Source organism: Azospirillum brasilense (assembly GCF_001315015.1).
In the GTDB taxonomy this organism is placed as follows: domain Bacteria; phylum Pseudomonadota; class Alphaproteobacteria; order Azospirillales; family Azospirillaceae; genus Azospirillum; species Azospirillum brasilense.
Window position 1 is genome coordinate 1,141,371 of record NZ_CP012915.1, and the last position, 20,183, is coordinate 1,161,553.

Here is a 20,183-nt window from a genome sequence, read left to right on the forward strand (position 1 = left end):
GTCGGTCAGCGTCGTTCCGCACCATACAACAGCGTGTGCCGCGGCACACGGCGTAATTCGGCATAGGATCAGCGTCGTGCGTAGGGGCGGGGCATCCCCCAACTGGATTCCCTGGTATGGTGCCCCCACCTGATGCTAGGTCCGCGACGCCCTCCGCCGGGCGCCCCACCAAGCCCCCCATCAAGAAGGAAGAAGGCATGAGCCTCGAACCGAACTTCGAACATCTGCGGGCCAGGGCCGTGGAGTCGCTGTTCCAGCATCTGGCGGACGCCTGCGTCGGGCTGATCGTCGTCGACCGGGACGCGCGGATCGCCTGGATCGGCGACCGCTATCTGGAGTTGCTGGGCTATTCCGGCAACCCGGAGGACGCGCTGGGACGCCCGGTCGAGGAGGTCATCCCCAACAGCCAGATGCGCCATGTGGTGGAGAGCGGGCAGACCATGCTGCTCGACCTGATGGACATCAAGGAGCGGACCATCGTGGTCACCCGCCTGCCGCTGCGCGACGAGGACGGAACGCTGATCGGGGCCATCGGCTTCGCCCTGTTCGACCGGGCCGACCGGCTGCGCCCGCTGATGTCGAAGTACCAGAAGCTTCAGGAGGAGCTGACCCGCGCCCGGCAGGAACTGGCGCAGGAGCGGCGCGCGAAATATTCCCTGTCGCAGATGATCGGCAACAGCGATTCCATGCGCGAGGTGAAGCGTCTGGCCCGCCGCGCCGCACAGCTCGACAGCACCGTCCTGCTGCTGGGCGAGACCGGCACCGGCAAGGAACTGCTGGCCCACGGCATCCACGCCGCCAGCCCGCGCGCCAACGCGCCCTTCGTCGGGGTGAACGTCGCGGCGATCCCGGAAAATCTTCTGGAATCGGAGCTGTTCGGCGTCGCCCCCGGCGCCTATACCGGCGCCGACCGCAAGATGCGCGAGGGCAAGTTCCAGCTGGCCGACGGCGGCACCCTGTTCCTGGACGAGATCGGCGACATGCCGCTGCCGCTCCAGGCCAAGCTGCTGCGCGTGCTCCAAGAGCGGGAGTTCGAGGCGGTCGGTTCGAACAAGGTGGTGCGCGTCGATCTGCGCGTCATCGCGGCGACCAGCCGCGACCTCGACGCCCTGGTCCGCGAGCGGCAGTTCCGCGCCGACCTCTATTACCGCCTGAACGTTGTTCCGATCACCCTGCCGCCGCTGCGCGACCGGACGGAGGACATCGGCAGCATCGCCGACCGCATTCTCGACGAGCTGGCCTTCACCACCGCCGCCCCGTCGCGGGAGCTGACCGCCGGGGCCATCGCCGTGCTGGAGGATTACGACTGGCCGGGCAATGTGCGGGAGCTGCGCAACGTTTTGGAACGGGTGTCGGCGATGACTGACGACACGGTCCTGACCGCCGACCACATCCGTGGTGCCCTGCCGCGCGCGGCGGGTCCCGCCGGTTCGGGCGAGCGGCTGGCGGAGGGTGGCGACCGTCCCTTGAGCGACGTGCTGAAGGACACGGAGCGCGCGGCCATCGTCGGCGCCCTGTCGCGCACCGGCGGGGTGAAGGCGAAGGCCGCCAAGCTTCTGGGGATTTCGCGCGCCTCGCTCTACGAGCGGATGCAGGCGCTGGGGATCAAGGAGGACACGCAGGGGACGGTGTAGAAGCCCTTCTCCCCTCTGGGGAGAAGGGTATGGGATGAGGGGGCGGCCGCAAGGCCGGAAATGCACTGCAATGAGGCTGCGTTGACGCCCTGACGGGCACCCCCTCACCCTAACCCTCTCCCCAGAGGGGAGAGGGGACTTTCAGGGACTCAATGCGCGCCATGAAAGGTGCGGCTGATGACGTCCATCTGCTGCTCGCGGGTCAGCTTGATGAAGTTCACCGCGTAGCCCGACACCCGGATGGTCAGCTGCGGGTACAGCTCCGGATGGTCCATGGCGTGCAGCAGCGTCTCGCGGTCGAAGACGTTCACGTTGATGTGGTGGCCGCCCTGGCCGAAGTAGCCGTCCAGCATGCCCACCAGATTGTCCACCCGCTCGCCCTCGGTCGGGCCCAGCGCACCGGGCACGATGGTGAAGGTGTAGCTGATGCCGTCCTGGGCGTGGGCGTAGGGCAGCTTGGCCACCGACGCCATCGAGGCGATCGCCCCCTTGCGGTCGCGCCCGTGCATCGGGTTGGCCCCCGGCGCGAAGGGCTGGCCGGCCTTGCGCCCGTCCGGCGTGTTGCCCGTCTTCTTGCCGTAGACCACGTTCGAGGTGATCGTCAGCACCGACTGGGTGGGCACCGCGTCGCGGTAGGCCTTCTGCTTGCGCAGCAGACCCATGAAGGTCTCGACCAGCCACACCGCGATGCCGTCGACCCGGTCGTCGTTGTTGCCGAAGGCCGGATAGTCGCCCTCGATGACGAAGTCGGTGGCGAGGCCGCGCTCGTCGCGGACCACCTTGACCGTGGCGTGCCTGATCGCCGACAGGCTGTCCGCGACCACGCTCAGCCCGGCGATGCCGCAGGCCATGGTGCGCAGCACGTCGCGGTCGTGCAGGGCCATTTCCAGCCGCTCGTACATGTACTTGTCGTGCATGAAGTGGATGGCGTTGAGCGTGTTCATGTAGGCACGCGCCAGCCACTCCATCATCGGCAGCAGCCGGGCGACCACCGTGTCGTGGTCGAGCACGTCGCCGGTGATCGGCGCGAAGGCCGGACCGACCTGCTCGCCCGAGACCTCGTCGCGGCCGCCGTTGATGGCGTAGAGCAGCGTCTTGGCGAGGTTGGCGCGGGCGCCGAAGAACTGCATCTGCTTGCCGATGCGCATGGCCGAGACGCAGCAGGCGATGCCGTAGTCGTCGCCCCAGTAGGGCCGCATCAGGTCGTCGTTCTCGTACTGCACCGAGCAGGTCTTGATCGACGTTTCGGCGCAGAATTTCTTGAAGCCCTCCGGCAGGCTCTCCGACCACAGAACGGTCAGGTTCGGCTCCGGAGCGGGGCCGAGATTCTGGAGCGTGTGCAGCATGCGGAAGCTGCCCTTGGTGACCAGCGTGCGCCCGTCGAGCGCCATGCCGCCGATGCACTCGGTCACCCAGGTCGGGTCGCCCGAGAAAAGCTGGTCGTATTCTGGCGTGCGCAGGAAACGCACCATCCGCAGCTTGATGACGAACTGGTCGATCAGCTCCTGGGCGCCCGCCTCGTCCAGGCGGCCTTCGCGCAGGTCACGCTCGATGTAGACGTCGAGGAAGCTCGACACGCGGCCGAGCGACATGGCGGCGCCATTGGCCTCCTTCACCGCGGCCAGATAGGCCAGATACGTCCACTGCACCGCCTCGAAGGCGTTGGTCGCCGGGCGGGTCACGTCGAAGCCGTAGGACGTCGCCATCGTCACGAGATCGCGAAGCGCGCGGATCTGCTCGGTGATCTCCTCGCGCAGGCGCAGCGTGTTCTCGTCGATGCGGTCGACTTCCAGGCTCTTGTACTGGGCCTTCTTGTCGGCGATCAGGAAATCGGCACCGTAGAGCGCCAGACGGCGGTAGTCGCCGATGATGCGGCCGCGCCCATAGGCGTCCGGCAGGCCGGTGATGACGCCGGACTTGCGGCAGCGCAGCATCTCGTCGGTGTAGACGTCGAAGACGCCGTCGTTGTGCGTCTTGCGCAGCGCCGGGAACACGTCGTCCAGCTTGGGCGAGGGCTTGAAGCCGTAAGCTTCCAGGCCCGTCTTGACCATGCGCCAGCCGCCGAAGGGCATGATCGACCGCTTCAGCGGCTTGTCCGTCTGAAGGCCGACGATGACCTCAAGCTCCCGGTCGATGTAGCCGGGGGCGTGGCTGACGATGGAGGAGACCAGTTCCGTATCGGCGTCGAGTACACCGCCCTTGGCCGCGCGCTCTTCCTTCAGGAGATCGCGCACCTTGTTCCACAGCGACAGGGTGCGGTCGCTGGCCGGGGAGAGGAAACTGCCGTCGCCGCCATAGGGGCGGACGTTCTTCACGATGAAATCGCGCAGATCGACCGTGGTCCGCCAGGAACCGGGCGCAAAACCGCGCCAGGGGTTCGGCGTCTCGGCTTCGGCAACGGGGATTTTCGGTTCGAACATCAGGGAATCCATGACGCGCCTCTATTGGTCTGCGGCGGTCCCTGCCCTCCCCGGCGGGGGCCGCGCCACGTTGCGCGGCGCCGAACCGGGCGAACCGCCCGGCCAAGCATCGCGCTTGCCCAATCAGTAGGCGCCCAAAGCTCCCCAGCCACATTGATCCCAATCAATCAATCTCTGCGAAATACGCAGACCACCATCCAAGGCACGTCCTGTCACAAAAACTGAAGAAATGCGCCGCTTTTGCGTCGCAGCATTTGAGACAATCCACCGGAAGCCGAATATTTTCATTCGGATCGCCGGTTTTAAAACAGACGGTTCAGATCAGCGCAGCGCGCTTGCGATATCTTGCGCCAAGCGGGCCAGGGTGCGGCTGAGGGCGTCGGCGACGGCGCCGGGATCGCCGGCCGCACTCACCGGCTCCTGCGTCGCGGTGTGGCCCAGCCGGCGCAGCCGGTCGCCGCCCTGGTCGAAGACGCGCCAGCGCGCCTCCAGAACCGCCGGCCCGTCCTCCGCCGCGTCGAAGCGGTCCAGCGTCACCTCAACCACCTGGGACAGCGGGAAGTCGCGCTGAAGCGGCAAGCCGACGACCTCCGCTCCCGGCAGGTCCGCCTCCAGGTTCCGCAACAGTGTGCGGGTCACCATCTCGTCGAGCGGGCCGCCCCAGCGGTCGAACTCCCGGACGACCAGCCGATTGCCTGGCCCCCGCATCACCAGCTCCGACCGGTCGAGATAGCCGGGGACCTCCACCCCTTCCAGCCCGATCACGCGCCGTTGCGCCTCAGCGCCCCGCAACGGGGCTGCGCCCGAGGGTGCCGTGTCCGGCGCGACGGCGTCCAGATGGTAGAAGCGGCTGGGCGGCGTGCTGCAGGCGGCCAGCAGAGCCACAGCGGAGGCGCACAACAGCAGGCGACGGGCGTGAGCAATCGGAGCCATGGGAATCCTCAACCGCGTTTGCCCCGGATCAGGGCTTCGGGATGGCGTTCAAGATAGTCGGTCAGGCCGCGGATGGAGCGGGCCGCAGCGGTTAGTTCGCGCACCAGCCCCTGCAGGTCGCTGACCGCTGGGCGGGACGAGTTGACCAGCCCGTCCGCGCTGCTGAGAGTCTTCTCGGCCTGCCGGACCAGCTTGGAGGTGTTTTCCGCCACGTCGCGCAGGGCGCGGATGGTCGGCTCGCCCTCGCTGCCCAGCGCCTGCGTCGTCTTCTCCAGCTCCGCCAGCGACCGGCTGAGCGAACCGACGGCCTGCGCGATCTCCGGTGAGCCGATCAGGGCGCCGGCCTTCTGGATGGTCGAGCGCAGTTCCACCACTGTTTCCGCGATGGGCGCACGGGCCAGTTCGTTCATCAGGTCGGTGGCGGTCTTGGTCGCCGTGTCGAGCACGTTCGGCTGGGAGGGCAGTTCCGGGTAGGGACCGCCGCGGACCAGTGTTTCCTTCGGCGCGTCCGGGAACAGGTCGAGCGTCACGATCAACTCGCCTGTCAACAGGTTGCCGGTGCGCAGCTGCGCCCGCAGCCCCTGCTCCACCAGCGTCTTCATGCGGGCATAGGCGGTGTCAGTGTCATGCGCCGCCGGCAGGTCGCTGCCCAGCCGCTCCGGCTCGATGTTCAGGGTGACCGGAATGCGGGCCTCGCCGGTCACCGGGTCCACGTCGAGGCGAATGTCGGTCACCTCGCCCACCCGGATGCCGCGGAATTCCACAGCGGACCCCGGATGCAGCCCGCGCACCGACCCATCGAAATGCACCAGGAAGGGCACCCGCCGGGTGAAGCGGGCATCGCTGGCGGCGTTGCGGCTCTCATAGAGGGGGAAGTCGGTGCCCTCCGCCGCGATCTCGCCGTTGTCGCCGGGGCCGCCGAGGCCGGGAGTCTCGAAGGACACGCCGCCGGTCGCCAGCGACTGGAGCGATTCCAGCGCCACCGTCGGCCCCTCGGGCCCGATGGACACCGACAGGCCGCTGGCGTTCCAGAAGCGGGTGTTGGGTCGGACGATCCGGTCGTAGGGCGCGTGGATGAAGACCGGGATGGTCAGCGACTGCCAGTCCTGGGAGAATTCATAGCCGACCACCTCGCCGACCTGGATCCCGCGGTAGTAGATCGGTGCCCCCGGCCCCAGCCCGCCCAGCCGGTCGGCGCGCAGCGCGAAGCGCCGCCCCGGCGAGCTGGAACGGATCAGCGGCGGCTCCTCCAGCCCGCGGAAGGCGCTGAGCGCCTCGCCGTTGCCGGTTCCCGGATCCATGCCGATGTAGGCGCCGGAGATCAGCGTGCCGAGGCCCGACACGCCGCCGAAGCCCAGCCGCGGCTTGACCACCCAGAAGCTCGTCCGGTCGTTGAGGTAGGAGGCGGCGCCCTTCACCATGCGCACGGAGACGATGACGTTCGCAAGATCGGGCGAGACCGCCACCCCCTGTACCGTCCCGACATCCACGTCGCGGTAGCGCACGCGAGTCTTGCCCGGTTCCAGCCCCTCCGCCGTGTCGAAGGTGATGGTGATGGTCGGGCCGCGCTCGTTCAGCGTCCTCCAGGCCAGCCAGCCGCCGACCAGCGCGGCGATCAGCGGCACCAGCCAGATCAGCGGCAGGCCGCGGCGGCGGCGGATGACCGGGCTGGCCGGCTCCAACGTGGAGTTCGGTTCAGTCATGGGAAGAGTCCTGCCGCTTAGCCTGATGGTGCGGCGCGTCCCAGATCAGCCGCGGATCGAAGGACTCCGAGGCCAGCATGGTGATGATGACGACCGCGGCGAAGGCGACGGCGCCCAACTCCGCGTGGATGGTGGCGATGGCACCCAACTGGACCAGGGCTGCCAGAAGCGAGATCATGAAGATGTCCACCATGGACCAGCGCCCAACCCCCTCGATCAATCGGTAGAGCCGCGTGCGGTCGCGCTGCCGCTTCGGCGAGCCCCGCTGCACCGTCCACAGCAGATAGGCCAGCCCGATCAGCTTCAGCACCGGCACGGTGATGCTGGCGAAGAAGACCAGCAGGGCCACCGGCCACATCTCCGCCGCGATCAGCGCCTCCACACCGGACAGGATGGTGTCGGGCTGGCCGGCGCCGAAATAGACCACCGTCATGATCGGCAGCAGGTTCGCCGGAATGTAGAGGATCGTCGCCGCGGAGATCAGCGCCCAGCCGCGCGGCAGGCTGTTCGGCTTGCGGTGGTGCAGACGGGCGCCGCAGCGCGGGCACGCGCCCTCCGATCCGGCCACCACCTGACGGCAGTCGTGGCAGGCGGTCAGCCGTTCCGGATCGGCGTTGCCCGCCTGGGCCACGCGGGTCTGGGGCGCGATTCGCTCCCACACCTCGAAGGGGCTGAGCGACGCCTCCCCCCACACCTGCACCAGGATGAAGGCGACCAAGGCGGCCAGCGACGCCCCTGGCTCCAGTTCCGCCAGATCGGACAGCTTCACATAGGCGACGATCAGGCCGAGCAGGAAGACCTCGGCCATCGCCCAGCGGCGCAGCCGCGCCACCGTCCGGAAGGTCCAGGCCGCGCCCGGCGCCGCCGTCCGCCCGGCGGCGAGCGGCATCACGACGTAAAGCGTGCCGAGCACCTGCGCCAGAGGCGCCAGGAACAGCACGAAGAAGACCAGGACGCCCAGCACCTCGTAGCCGCCGTCCCACAGCGCCACCGAGCCGCTGAGCAGAGTCGCCGTCTGCGCCCGCCCCTCCAGCTCGAAGGTCAGGATCGGGAACAGGTTGGCGGTGACGAACAGAATGGTCGAGGCGATGGCGAGGGCCACCGCGTGCCCCAGCCCGCCGGTCCGGAAATGGCGCAGCACCGCCCCGCAGCGGTGGCATTCCGCGCGATGGCCGGGCAAGGCCGGCGGCAGGGCGTGCGGCGCTCCGCAGTCGTGGCAGAGCAGGATCGGGTGGTCTGGTGCGGTCATAGCGTTGGCTTAACATTTCCCAGAGGCGAAAGGTCCGCCGCTTGCGGAGTGGGCCGACGGAGGATCACCGACCGGGGCGAACCGCAAGCCCCGAATGGAAAAAGCCCTTCCCCCAGAGTGGGGAAAGGGCTTCGGCCTGTGGAGAAGGGCAGGCTTTGCTCAGACGAACATGTTGAAGCTGCCCAGCAGCTTTTGCGTGCCGGTCTGGCCTGTGGGGATCGAATTCAGGCTCGCCGCCGCCTGGCTCAGCCCGTCCAGCATGGCCTGCTGGCCGGTGGAGAGGTTGAACGGGCTTTCGCCCTTCTTCGGCGCCTTGGCGACCGTGTCGTAATCCTGGGTGTATTTGCCCATGCTGAGCTGGATGGCGTAATTCTTGGTGTCCTTGGCGGACTGTCCCTTCTCACGCGTCAGGCGCAGTGTGTAGTCGCCGCGGTCGAGCTCGTACTCGCCCTGCATCATGCTCTTGAAGGCGTCGTAATTCTTGCCGGCGCTCTTGTCGCTGTCGGCCACGACCGTGCCGAACTTGGACATCACCTGGAGTCGCAACCCCTCGTCGCCCACCTGCCCCAGCGTCACCGCACCCTTGGTGGTCACGCGGAACTTGTAGAAGTCGACGGGATCGTCGGCGCCCAGCGCGCCGACCACGTTCAGCCGGGTCACGTTCTTGGCGAGAACGCCCATGTCCGTGGCGAAGCCGGGGGTATTGACGGAGGATTTGCGGACGTCCTTGCGGAATTCCTGCACGTTCGCGTTGGCGGCGGCCTCGGCCTCCCGCTGGGCGTTCAGACGCTCGACTGCAGCGGACACGGACTTGTTGAGGTCCGAGACCATCTGGTTGACGCCGGCCATTCCGTCAGACATGGCTCATTCTCCCATCAGGCACGCCCCCGAACGGGAGGGCGCGAATGGATCGCTGGACCACTACTTTACTGCAAAGCATGTAAAGTTGCGAATTGTTTTTCGCCGAAATTTCAGGTAGGGCGGCGAGCGAGTTGTCCAGCCATTCGACTCAGCACGCCAGAGATGTCCTCTCCGGCCTGCGGCCGGAACAGGCGCTGCGCCGGGAACCAGGGGCGCACCGCACTGCCGAGTTGGGTCCAATCCCGCCCGCCGAAGCGCCAGACGGGCACGCCGAGCGCCGCCGCCAACTCCCCCACCGCCGTGGCGGGCGCGATCACCAGATCCAGGCTCGCCATCAGCGCCGCCGTCCCGTCGAAGTCGTCGGTCAGGTCGAGATCGTCCCAGCGGTGGATGGCAACGCCGAAGTGTGCCTCCGCCGCCGCCCGCTCGGCCTCGCACGCGCCATACTGAAGAGTGACGAAGACCACCCCCGGCACGGCGAACAGCGCGCCCCACTCGTCGAGCCGGCTGTAAGCGCTGCGGCGCGATTCGGTCATCAGCGCGCTGCGCCAGCCGATCCCCACGCGAAGGCCGGGGCCGAGCGCCGCCACCCGCTCCTGCCAAAACGCCACTCGAAGCGGGTCGGGGACCAGCCAGCCGCCGGCATGACCGGCGAAGTCGGACAGGTCACGACGGAAGACCCGCGCCAGGGAGCCGATGGGCGTGTGCAGATCGCAATCGGGCACGGCCTCGGCGTCGGACCGCGCGGCACGGACCAGAGCGGCGGGAAAGGAGCGGGCAAACAGCGGCACCAGCCGCCGGTCGGTCTCGATCACCACGGAGCGGGCGCGGGCGATGGCCTCCCCGCAGAGGGAGGAGAACAGGATGGTGTCGCCCACCCCCTGCTCGCCCCAGATCAGCAGGCGCTTCCCCGTCAGATCCTCGCCACGCCATGCGGGCAGCCGCGGCTGCCGCGCCCCACCCGCCTGACCGGACGCAAAGCGCCAGCCATAGCCGGCCCAGCCCTCCGCCAGCTCGCCGCGCTCCAAATGCAGCAAGCCCTGGTTGAACCGGGCCAGCGGCAGATCGGGCACCACGCGCAGCGCCCGCCCGTACAGGCGCTCCGCCAGCCCGTCATCGCCCAGGCGCTGCACCGTCAGGCCGAGATTGCAGAGCGCCGCCGCGTAGCCAGGGTCGAGCGCCAGGGCGCGGCGGAACAAACTGGCCGCCTCCGTATGGCGCAGCCGCGCCTGCAGCGCGTGGCCGAAGTTGTTGTTGGCCTGCGGTTCGCCCGGCATCAGCCGCAGCGCGCGGCGGTGCGCCCGCTCGGCCTCGTCCAGCCGCTCGGCGTCGCGCAGTCCACCGCCAAGGTTGGACAGCCCTTCCGGCAAGGCCGGATCGAGCAGGACGGCGCGTCGCCACGCCGCCAGGGCGGCGGCGGCCCGGCCTTGCCGGCTCAGCGCGTTGGCCAGATTGTTCCAGAACGTCGCCCGGTCGGCACCGTGGGCCAGAGCGGCGCGGTGGCAGGCTTCGGCCTCCGCGAAACGGCCCTGCCCGGCGCGCAGCGTGCCAAGGCTGTCGGCCGCGTCCACGAACCGGAGATCAAGGGCGAAGGCCGCCTCGAAGCATGTGGCGGCCCCGTCCATTTGTCCGAGATCGCGCAGCACCAGCCCGAAACCGTAGAGCAGCGCCGGGTTTCGGCGATCCAGCCGCAAGGCGTCGGTGTAGGCGGTCACCGCCTCGGCCAGCCGACCTTCGGCGTGATGGCGGACGGCCTGGGCTGTCAGACTGGAGAGGTCATCGCGGGAAGGGGCGTCGGGACTCATCCCGGCAGAGTGGCCCGCGGGACCGGATCGGCGCAAGCGCCGTCCGGCCCCGCGGTCGCGGTTGCTCAGTCCTCGCCGTCCTGCAGCGCCGGGGGACGCGGGGCGGCGTTGACCGGGGCGGCGAGCTGGGCGTCGACCACCGCCACCGCCGTCATGTTGACCAGACCGCGCGTGGTCACCGACGGGGTGACGATGTGCACCGGGCGCGCGGCGCCCAGCAGCATCGGCCCGACATTCTGCGCGTCGGCCATGATCTTCAGCATGTTGAAGGCGATGTTGGCGGCGTCCAGCGTCGGCATGACCAGCAGGTTCGCCTCGCCCTTCAGGCGGCTGTCGGGCAGCACGCCCTTGCGCAGCACCTCCGACAGGGCGGCGTCGGCGTGCATCTCGCCGTCCACCTCCAGGTCGGGATTCTCTTCGGCGATGAGCTGGTAGGCCAGCCGCATCTTGCGGGCCGACGGGGTGTCGGCGCTGCCGAAGTTGGAGTGGGAGAGCAGCGCCACCTTCGGCTCGATGCCGAAGCGCTTCACCTCCTCCGCCGCCAGCCGGGCGATCTCGGCCACCTGCTCGGCGGTCGGGTCGGGGTTGACGTAGGTGTCGCAGATGAAGTGCGTGCCCTTCTGCGAGATCAGCCCGTTCATGGCGCCGGCGACCTTCACGCCCTTGCGCAGACCGATCACGTCCATGACGTGGTTGAAGTGGTCGCCGTAGCGGCCCGAAGTGCCGCAGACCATGCCGTCGGCCTCGCCCCGGCGGACCATCAGCGCGCCGAACACGGTCGGCTGGCTGCGCACGACGTTCAGCGCGTTGGCCGGCGACACGCCGCGGCGGCCCATCAGCTGCCGGTAAACCTCGGCGTAGTTGTGGCAGCGCAGGTCACGGCCGGCCTCGATCACCTCGACGTCCTTGCCGATGCGGATGCGCAGGCCCATGTCGGCGATCGTCCGCTCGATCACGTCGGCGCGGCCGAGCAGGACCGGATGGGCGATGCCGTCGTCCACCACCACCTGGGCGCAGCGCAGGACGCGCGGCTCCTCGCCCTCGGCATAGACGATGCGCTTGGGCGCCGCCTTTGCCTTGGTGATGACCGGCTTCATGACGAGGCCGGAGCGGAAGACATACTGGCCGAGGCTGTCGCGGTAGGCGCGGAAATCGGCGATCGGCCGCGTCGCCACGCCCGACTCCATGGCGGCCTTGGCGACCGCCGAGGACACCTCGATCACCAGACGCGGGTCGAAGGGCTTGGGCAGGATGTAGTCCGGGCCGAAGCGCAGATTCTCGCCGACATAGGCGGCGGCCACCACGTCCGACGGCTCGGCCTGGGCGAGGCTGGCCATGGCGTGGGTGGCGGCGATCTTCATCTCCTCGTTCACCGTCGTCGCCCCGACGTCCAGCGCGCCGCGGAAGATGAAGGGGAAGCAGAGGACGTTGTTGACCTGATTGGGGAAGTCCGAGCGGCCGGTGGCGATGATGGCGTCGGGGCGGGCCTGCCGGGCGAGGTCCGGCATGATCTCCGGCTCCGGGTTGGCCAGCGCCAGCACCAGCGGCTTGTCGGCCATGCGGGCCAACATCTCCGGCTTCAGCACCTTGGCGCCCGACAGGCCAAGGAAGATGTCCGCCCCGTCGATGACGTCGTTCAGCACGCGGGCGTCGGTGTCCTGCGCGTAGGCGTCCTTGTAGGGATTCATCTCCTCGTTGCGGCCCTTGTGGACCACGCCGATGCGGTCGACCAGCCAGACATTCTCGCGCTTGACGCCCAGACTGAGCATCAGGTCCAGGCAGGCGATGCCCGCCGCCCCGCCGCCGGTGGAGACGACCTTGACGGTGGAGATGTCCTTGCCGACCAGCTTCAGCCCGTTGAGGACGGCCGCACCCACCACGATGGCGGTGCCGTGCTGGTCGTCGTGGAAGACCGGGATCTTCATCCGCTCGCGGCAGCGGCGCTCCACCTCGAAGCAGGCGGGGGCGGCGATGTCTTCCAGATTGATGGCGCCGAAGGTCGGCTCCAGGCGGACGATGGTGTCGACCAGACCGTCGACGTCCTTTTCGTTCAGCTCCAGGTCGAAGCAGTCGATGCCGGCGAACTTCTTGAAGAGGACGGCCTTGCCCTCCATGACCGGCTTGGCGGCCATCGGGCCGATGTCGCCCAGGCCCAGCACCGCCGTGCCGTTGGTGACGACCGCCACGAGGTTGGCGCGGGCCGTCAGCTCCGCCGCCTGGGACGGGTCGGCGGCGATGGCGCTGGACGCCGCGGCCACGCCCGGCGAGTAGGCCAGCGCGAGGTCGCGCTGGTTGGCCATGGGCTTGGTGGCGACGATCGCCAGCTTACCGGGCTTTGGATTCCGGTGGTACTCAAGCGCCATCGCGTCGAAGTCGCCGGACATACGTCCTCTCCCCTTTTAACTTGATTTCAGTTAATTTGCCGAACGACGAACTGTTTCCCCTCCGGCTTATACCCGAATTGCCCGGGCACCGGAATGGGAAAGGGGCAGCCCGCGGCGGACCGCCCCTTCCTTTTCACGCCTCAGGACCAGAAGCCGGCCCCGCGTCAGATGCGGGCCAGGGCCGGTTCCTTGAAGTGCTCCTGGTACTCGGCGACCGCCTTGCTCTCGTCGAACTCGCCTTCCATCTTGGCGACCACGATGGTGGCGACACCGTTGCCGATCAGGTTGGTGATGGCGCGGGCTTCCGACATGAAGCGGTCCACACCCAGCAGCAGCGCCAGCCCCTCGATCGGCAGGTGGCCGGTGGCCGACAGGGTGGCCGCCAGCGTCACGAAGCCGCCGCCGGTGACCGCCGCCGCACCCTTGGAGGTCAGCATCAGCAGGCCGAGAATGGTGAGCTGCTGCCAGATCGTCAGGTCGATGTTGAAGGCCTGGGCGATGAAGATCGCGGCCATCGACAGGTAGATCGAGGTGCCGTCGAGGTTGAACGAATAGCCGGTGGGGATGACGAGCCCGACGACGTGCTTGGAGCAGCCGAACTTCTGCATCTTCTCCATCATGCGCGGCAGCACGGACTCCGACGAGGAGGTGCCGAGCACGATCAGCAGTTCGTCCTTGATGTAGCGCAGGAAGGTCAGGAGGCTGAAGTTGTACAGGCGGGCGATGCTGCCCAGCACGACGAAGACGAACAGCGCCATCGTGATGTAGACCGCCGCCATCAGCTGGCCAAGCGAGGTCAGAGACGACACGCCGTACTTGCCGATGGTGAAGGACATGGCGCCGAAGGCACCCAGCGGGGCGACGCGCATCAGGATGCCGATCACGCCGAACAGGGCGTGCGACACCTTCTCGAACATGTCCTCGACCACCTTGCCTTTCTGGCCCATGGCGGACAGCGCGACGCCGAAGATCACCGCGAAGAACAGGATCTGCAGCATGTCGCCCTTGACGAAGGCGCCGATGACGTTGTCCGGGACGATGTTGACCAGGAAGTCGATGGTCGTGTGGTTCTGCGCCTCGGTCGCGTATTTGGCGACGGCGTCGGCCTTCAGCGAGCCGGCCTGGATGTTCATCCCCGAGCCCGGCTTCAACAGATTGACGACCAGAAGGCCGAGCCCCAGGGCGAAGGTGGTGACGATCTCGAAGTAGAGGATCGCCTTGCCGCCGACCTTGCCGACCTTCTTCATGTCGCCGATCGAGGAGATGCCGGTGACCACGGTCAGGAAGACGATCGGGCCGATGACCATCTTGATCATCTTGATGAAGACGTCGCCCAGCGGCTTCATCTGCACCGCAAGAGCCGGATAGAAATGGCCGAGCAGAATGCCAATGGTGATCGCGGTCAGAACCTGAACCGTCAGGTTCATGTAGAATGGCTTTTTCTGGGGCTGCCCTTGGGCGTGCATGGTCGTCTCCTCGTGGCGTTCCTGAAATGGGCTGCCGCTCTTGTCTCGCGGTCGGCGGCCGGCCCGTCATGCCACTCTCAAAGCAAGCGGTGTGCCAAAGACAAAAGTGAGGAATCGCAGCGCTCTGACGAAAGGCGTGGGTCAGAATCCGCACGACAGGGGCGGAATCCGTGTGCGAAAATCCGCACATCGCTTCCTCGACGCGACTTCTTGTTGCGGCGCAGCATGGATTGAGGACCGTTGGTTAGGATCGCCCCGACCCGCTGGACATTTTCGCAAAGCCGCGACTGGGTCGCCCGGCGCATGCCCCTGCTGTTCGCCCGTCCGCGGAGGGTGATGCTGGCCGTGCTGGTCGTCGGCATGCCGCTGGCTGCGGCTGTGGCGGCGGGCTTGGCGGCGGACAACGCCGGCGAATCCTTGCGCGAGCAGGGGTCGGCGCAGCTGTCGCTCTACGAATCCAACCTGCGGACGGAGCTGGAGCGCCACGCCGCCGTGCCTATGGTGCTCGCCCACGACCGCGAGGTCGCCGACTTGCTGCGCGACCCCAGCCCGGAGCGGGTAGACCACCTGAACCGCAAGCTGGAGGCCATCGCGGCGACGCTGAAGGCGTCCGCCCTCTATGTGATGAACGGGACAGGCACCACCGTCGCGGCCAGCAACTGGAACGCCTCGCCCAGCTTCGTCGGGCAGAATTTCAGCTACCGCCCCTATTTCCAGTCGGCCATGGAGCGGGGGGAGGGGCATCATTTCGCGCTCGGCACCACCTCGCTCGTCCCCGGCTACTACACGGCCCAGCGGGTGGTGGCGGAAAACCGCACAGAGGACCGGCCGGCCGGCGTCGTGGTCCTGAAGGTCGGTTTCCAGGAGTTGGAGCGCGCCTGGTCGCACGGCCAGGAGAAGGTGCTGGTCTCCGACCGCGACGGCGTCGTCTTCATCACCAACGTGGAGGCTTGGCGCTACAACGCCCTGCCCCGCCGCCTGCCGGTCACGCTGCCCGCGGCGGCGGTCCCGGCGACCGAGGAGATCCCCACCCTGCCCTGGGCCTTCGGCGGGGCGTCCGACCGCATCACGCTGCGGGAGGGCAACGCGGAGCGGCGCTACCTCCTGCAATCCGCGGCGGTGCCCGGCGGCGACTGGACGATCCACGCCCTGACCAGCCTCGCCCCGGTCGCCACCCGCGCCCAGCAGGCCGGGCTGCTCGCCGCCGCGGTGGTGGCGCTGGCCGCCCTGACCGGCCACGCGCTGGCCCAGCGCCGCCTGAACCTCGTGGAGCGGCTGGCCCTGCAGGAGGAGGCGCGGGCCGAGCTGGAGCGCCGCGTGGCCGCCGCCACGGCGGAGCTGCGCGCCACCGAGAACGAGCTGACCCAGGCGGCGAAGCTGGCGGCGCTGGGCCAGATGTCGGCGGCCATGGCCCACGAGATCAACCAGCCGCTCGCCGCCATCCGCAGCTTCGCCGACAACGCGGTGGTTCTGCTGGAGCGCGGGCGGCCGGACTCGGTGCGCGACAATCTGGCGGAGATCGCCGACCTGACCGACCGCATGGCCGCCATCACCCGCAGCCTGAAGGGCTTCGCCCGGCGCGCCTCGGGCACGCTGGGCGCCGTCTCCGCCGCCGCCGCCGTCGGGCAGGCGCTGGCCCTGCTGGAGGCCCGGCTGCGCCGCGAGTCCGTGACGGTGGACACCGACCTGCCGCCCGGCCCCCTGCTGGTCACCGGCGAGGACGTGCGGTTGCAGCAGGTGCTGGTCAACCTGATCGGCAACGCCGCCGACGCCATGCGCGCCTCCCCCCACCGCCACGTCCGCATCGCCCTGGTCGCGGAGGGGGAGGAGGCGGTGCTGACCGTCCGCGACAGCGGCCCCGGCATCGCCGAGGCCGACCTGCCGCGCATCTTCGTGCCCTTCTTCACGACCAAGGACGCGGGCGACGGGCTCGGCCTCGGCCTGTCGATCAGCCATGGCATCGTCGAGGATTTCGGCGGCAGCCTGACCGCCGCCAACCACCCGGAGGGCGGCGCCCTCTTCACTGTCCGCCTCAAGCGCAGGGATACCCAGACATGACGACCGGCAGCATCGCCCCGGGCGGCTCCGTCCTCTTCGTGGACGACGAGCGGTCCGTCCGCCTCGCCGGGCAGCAGGCGCTGGAGCTGGCCGGCTTCGACGTCACCGCCTGCGACGGGGCGGAGCGCGCCCTGCGTCATCTCGGCCGCGACTGGCCGGGCGCCCTGGTCACCGACGTACGCATGCCGCAGATCGACGGGCTGGAGCTGATGGAACGCGCGCTGGCGCTGGACCCCGAGCTGCCGGTCATCCTGATCACCGGCCACGGCGACGTGCCGATGGCGGTGGAGGCGATGCGGCGCGGCGCCTACGACTTCCTGGAAAAGCCCTTCCCTTCCGACCGGCTGGTCGAGGTGACGCGGCGCGCGGTGGAGAAGCGCCGCCTGGTGTTGGAGAACCGGCGCCTGCGCGACCAGCTCGCCGGGCTGCCCGCCGGGGAGGTCTCGCCCATCGTCGGGCGGACGCCGGGGATCGAGCGGCTGCGCGGCGCCATCGCCGCGGTGGCCGACACCGACGCCGACGTGCTGGTGCTGGGCGAGACCGGCACCGGCAAGGAAATGGTCGCCCGGGCCCTCCACGCCGGCAGCAACCGGCGCAAGCACCCCTTCGTCGCCCTGAATTGCGGCGCCATGCCCGAAGCGATCTTCGAGAGCGAGCTGTTCGGGCACGAGGCCGGGGCCTTCACCGGGGCCGGCAAGCGCCGCGTCGGGCGCATCGAGCACGCCAGCGGCGGGACCCTCTTCCTCGACGAGATCGAGAGCATGCCGCTGTCGCTCCAGGTCAAGCTGCTGCGCGTGATCCAGGAGCGGGTGGTGGAGCCGCTCGGCTCGAACGAGCTGATCCCCGTGGACCTGCGCGTCGTCGCCGCGACCAAGGTGGACCTGCGCAAGGCGGCCAGCGAGGGCAAGTTCCGCGAGGACCTCTATTACCGGCTCAACGTCGTCGTGGTGACCATCCCGCCGCTGCGCGACCGCCGCGACGACATCCCCCTGCTGTTCCAGCATTTCGTCGTCCAGGCCGCCGCCCGCTACAACCGCGAGCCGCGCGCGCCGAGCCCGGCGCAGGTGCAGCGGCTGGCGGCCCACGACTGGCCCGGCAATGTCCGCGAGCTGCGCAACGCCGCCGACCGCTTCGTGCTGGGGCTGGACGACACGCTGTCCGCGGTGGGGGGGACCGCTCCGGCGATGGCGGCGGGGCGCAGCGGCCTGTCGCTGGCCGAGCAGGTGGATCTGTTCGAGAAGAGCCTGATCGAGAGCGAGCTGGCCCGTTGCAAAGGCAGCGTGAAGGCCGCCATCGAGGCGCTGAACATCCCCCGCAAGACCTTCTACGACAAGCTGAAGCGCTACGGCCTCAGCCGCGAGGATTTCGTGGAGTGACCTTTCTTCGGACGGTGGACGGCGGGGCCGCGATGGGCGAAAAAGCCATCTGACCCGCCCGCCCCATGGACACCGGAGGCCCGCCCTGGCGACCATAACCGAAGCCCTCGCCGCCGCGCTCGACCACCACATGAACGGGCGGTTGGCGGAGGCGGAGATTCTGTACGGGCGCATCCTGGAGGCCGCCCCCGAGCAGGCCGACGCCCGCCATCTGCTGGGCGTGCTGTGTGGACAGACCGGGCGCGCGGAACAGGCCTCGGCGCTGATCGGCGAGGCCATGGCGCTGCGCCCCGATACGGCGGATTATCCCGCCAATCTCGCCAACATCCTCGACGCCGCGGGGCAACCGGAACGGGCCGCCGCCGCCCATCGCCGCGCCCTGTCGCTGGCCCCCGACGCGGCGGAGGGCTGGTACCGCTTCGGCAACGCCCTGCCCCATGGCGGCACCCATTTGCGCGAAGCGGCGGTTGCGGCGCTGGAGCGCGCGGCGAGGCTGGTGCCCGGCGACCATCGCGCCGCGGGACGCGCCGCCCTTCTGCTCCAGATCATGGCGCGGCCCCACCGCGACGCCGGGCGGCGTGCGGAGGCCGCAGCGCTTCTGGAGCGGTCGGTGGGACTGCTGCCGGAGGATGCGGGCATCCGCTTCGACCGCGCGGCGGCGCTGTATGCGCTGGGTGACCGGAGCGGAGCGATGCGGGAATTCCGCCACACGCTGGCGCTCGCCCCCGGCCACGCCGAAGCCTTGAGCAACCTCGGCCTGCTGCTCGACGAGAGCGGTCGCACCGCGGACGGCGCCACGGCCTGCCGGCGGGCGCTAGCCGTTCAGCCCGGCCATGTCGAGGGCTGGGTCAACCTGTCCGCCGCCTGCGAAACCTTGGGACGTTACGGCGCGGCGGCGGAGGCGGCACGCCGGGCGCTGACCGTGCAGCCCGGCCATGCCGGGGCGTTCAGCAACCTCGCCGGGGCGCTGGGTCTGATGGGGCGGGTGGAGGAATCGCTGCCGCTGCTCCAGCGGGCTGTCCGGCTCGACCCCGACGACCGCGACGCGCGCAGCCGATACCTGTGCGCCCTGCTCTACCGCAGCGGTCAGGACGGCGCGGGCCTGCTGGAGGAATCACGGCGCTGGGCGGAGCGTTTCGCCGTGGCGGCGCCCCTGCCGCGCCCGGCGAACGATCCCGACCCGGACCGCCGCCTGCGCATCGGGCTGGTGTCCGGCGACTTCCGCAACCACGCCTTCTCCTTCTACATGGAGCCGCTGTTCCGCGCCTTCGACCGGTCGGTGGTGGAGTTGTTCTTCTATTCGACCGCCACCGCCACCGATGCCAAGACGGAGCGCTTCCGCGCCCTCGCCGACCGCTGGTGCGACGCGGCCGCCCTGACCGAGGAGGAGTTGGCCGCCCGGATCCGGCGGGACGGGGTGGACGTTCTGGTGGATCTGGCCTCCCACACGGCGGGCAACCGGCTGGGCGTCTTCACCCGGCGCCCGGCGCCGGTGCAGGTGACCACGGCGGTGAACATCGTGACGACCGGCATCGACCGCTTCGACGCCTGCATCACCGACGCCCTGCTCGCCCCGCCAGGGGAGGAGGCCCATTACGCCGAGCCGCTGCTGCGGCTGCCACGCTTCTCCTGGGCCTATCAGGGGCCGCCGGAAGCGCCGGAGGTCGGCCCACTGCCGGCGTTGCGCAACGGCTTCATCACCTTCGGCTCCTTCAACAACCTCAGCAAGATCACCGAGGAAACGGCGGCCCTGTGGGCCGGCGTGCTGAGGGCCGTCCCGAACTCCCGCCTGCTGCTGAAGTACAAGGCGATGCGCGATCCGGCCTCGCGCGCCCACCTGACGGCACTGTTCGCCTGCCACGGCGTGGCCTCGGACCGGCTGGAGCTTCGCCGCCCGCCGGCCGGCATCCGCGCCAACCTCGCCGACTACAACGACGTGGACATCGGACTGGACCCCCACCCCTACAACGGCCACACCACGACCTGCGAGGCTCTGTGGATGGGGGTGCCGGTGATCGTGCCGGCGGGCCGTCCCCGAGACCTGGGAATCGCGCGGGTGGGGTCCGCCATGATGGTCTCGGCCGGACTGCCCGACCTGATCGCGCCCGATGCCGACGCCTACGCCGCCCGCGCGGTGGCGCTGTCCGCCGACCTCAACGCGCTGACTGCCCTACGCTCGGGTTTGCGGGGCCATGTCGCGTCCTCCCCGCTCGGCGACGTCGCGGCTCTGGCCCGTGCCTACGAAGCCGCCTTCCGCACGCTCTGGCGGCGCTGGTGCGCGACGGCGCGGTAAA

General features: G+C 69.3%; 12 protein-coding genes. 4 read left to right on the forward strand and 8 right to left on the reverse strand.

The window, feature by feature from the left end; all coding sequences use genetic code 11:
* Positions 1–197 precede the first annotated feature (197 nt).
* Positions 198–1,634: a sigma-54 interaction domain-containing protein gene (locus AMK58_RS18910; RefSeq protein WP_059399285.1), complete on the forward strand. Its 1,437-nt coding sequence runs from the start codon at positions 198–200 to the stop codon at positions 1,632–1,634.
* 149 nt (positions 1,635–1,783) lie between these two features.
* On the opposite strand, the gene pflB is transcribed toward AMK58_RS18910, so the two are convergent.
* The 8 genes from pflB to AMK58_RS18950 all read right to left on the reverse strand — a co-directional run bounded on the left by pflB (position 1,784) and on the right by AMK58_RS18950 (position 14,455).
* Entirely contained in the window at positions 1,784–4,054 is a 2,271-nt protein-coding gene (gene pflB / locus AMK58_RS18915; protein WP_199753550.1) for a formate C-acetyltransferase, read from the reverse strand.
* Positions 4,055–4,375: 321 nt separating this feature from the next.
* Positions 4,376–4,987 (reverse strand): PqiC family protein, encoded by a 612-nt coding sequence (locus AMK58_RS18920; RefSeq protein ID WP_051140606.1) that lies wholly within the window; start codon positions 4,985–4,987, stop codon positions 4,376–4,378.
* A gap of 8 nt (positions 4,988–4,995) precedes the next feature.
* Positions 4,996–6,690, reverse strand: coding sequence for a PqiB family protein (locus tag AMK58_RS18925; RefSeq protein WP_035678820.1), 1,695 nt, complete (start codon positions 6,688–6,690; stop codon positions 4,996–4,998).
* A complete protein-coding gene (locus AMK58_RS29810; RefSeq protein ID WP_079292119.1) occupies positions 6,683–7,939 on the reverse strand; it encodes a paraquat-inducible protein A in 1,257 nt (418 codons plus the stop codon). Before AMK58_RS29810 ends, AMK58_RS18925 begins: the two co-directional genes overlap by 8 nt.
* A 159-nt stretch (positions 7,940–8,098) precedes the next feature.
* Positions 8,099–8,800 (reverse strand): hypothetical protein, encoded by a 702-nt coding sequence (locus AMK58_RS18935; protein ID WP_035678818.1) that lies wholly within the window; start codon positions 8,798–8,800, stop codon positions 8,099–8,101.
* A gap of 110 nt (positions 8,801–8,910) precedes the next feature.
* The gene (locus AMK58_RS18940) at positions 8,911–10,605 is read right to left on the reverse strand and encodes a tetratricopeptide repeat protein (protein ID WP_059399288.1); all 1,695 of its coding nucleotides are present in this window, start codon (positions 10,603–10,605) and stop codon (positions 8,911–8,913) included.
* Positions 10,606–10,670: 65 nt separating this feature from the next.
* Positions 10,671–12,989, reverse strand: coding sequence for an NADP-dependent malic enzyme (locus AMK58_RS18945; RefSeq protein WP_035678815.1), 2,319 nt, complete (start codon positions 12,987–12,989; stop codon positions 10,671–10,673).
* Positions 12,990–13,153: 164 nt separating this feature from the next.
* Positions 13,154–14,455 carry a dicarboxylate/amino acid:cation symporter gene (locus AMK58_RS18950; RefSeq protein WP_035678813.1) on the reverse strand — a complete coding sequence of 434 codons (1,302 nt, stop codon included), beginning with the start codon at positions 14,453–14,455 and terminating at the stop codon, positions 13,154–13,156.
* Positions 14,456–14,758: 303 nt separating this feature from the next.
* Here AMK58_RS18950 and AMK58_RS18955 point away from each other — a divergent pair, with 303 nt between their 5' ends.
* From AMK58_RS18955 to AMK58_RS18965, 3 genes are all read left to right on the forward strand, one after another.
* Positions 14,759–16,513, forward strand: coding sequence for a sensor histidine kinase (locus tag AMK58_RS18955; protein WP_059399290.1), 1,755 nt, complete (start codon positions 14,759–14,761; stop codon positions 16,511–16,513).
* Positions 16,510–17,889 (forward strand): sigma-54-dependent transcriptional regulator, encoded by a 1,380-nt coding sequence (locus AMK58_RS18960; RefSeq protein ID WP_059399291.1) that lies wholly within the window; start codon positions 16,510–16,512, stop codon positions 17,887–17,889. Before AMK58_RS18955 ends, AMK58_RS18960 begins: the two co-directional genes overlap by 4 nt.
* Positions 17,890–18,019: 130 nt before the next feature.
* Positions 18,020–20,182 carry a tetratricopeptide repeat protein gene (locus AMK58_RS18965; RefSeq protein WP_059399292.1) on the forward strand — a complete coding sequence of 721 codons (2,163 nt, stop codon included), beginning with the start codon at positions 18,020–18,022 and terminating at the stop codon, positions 20,180–20,182.
* The last annotated feature ends 1 nt before the right edge of the window (position 20,183 follow it).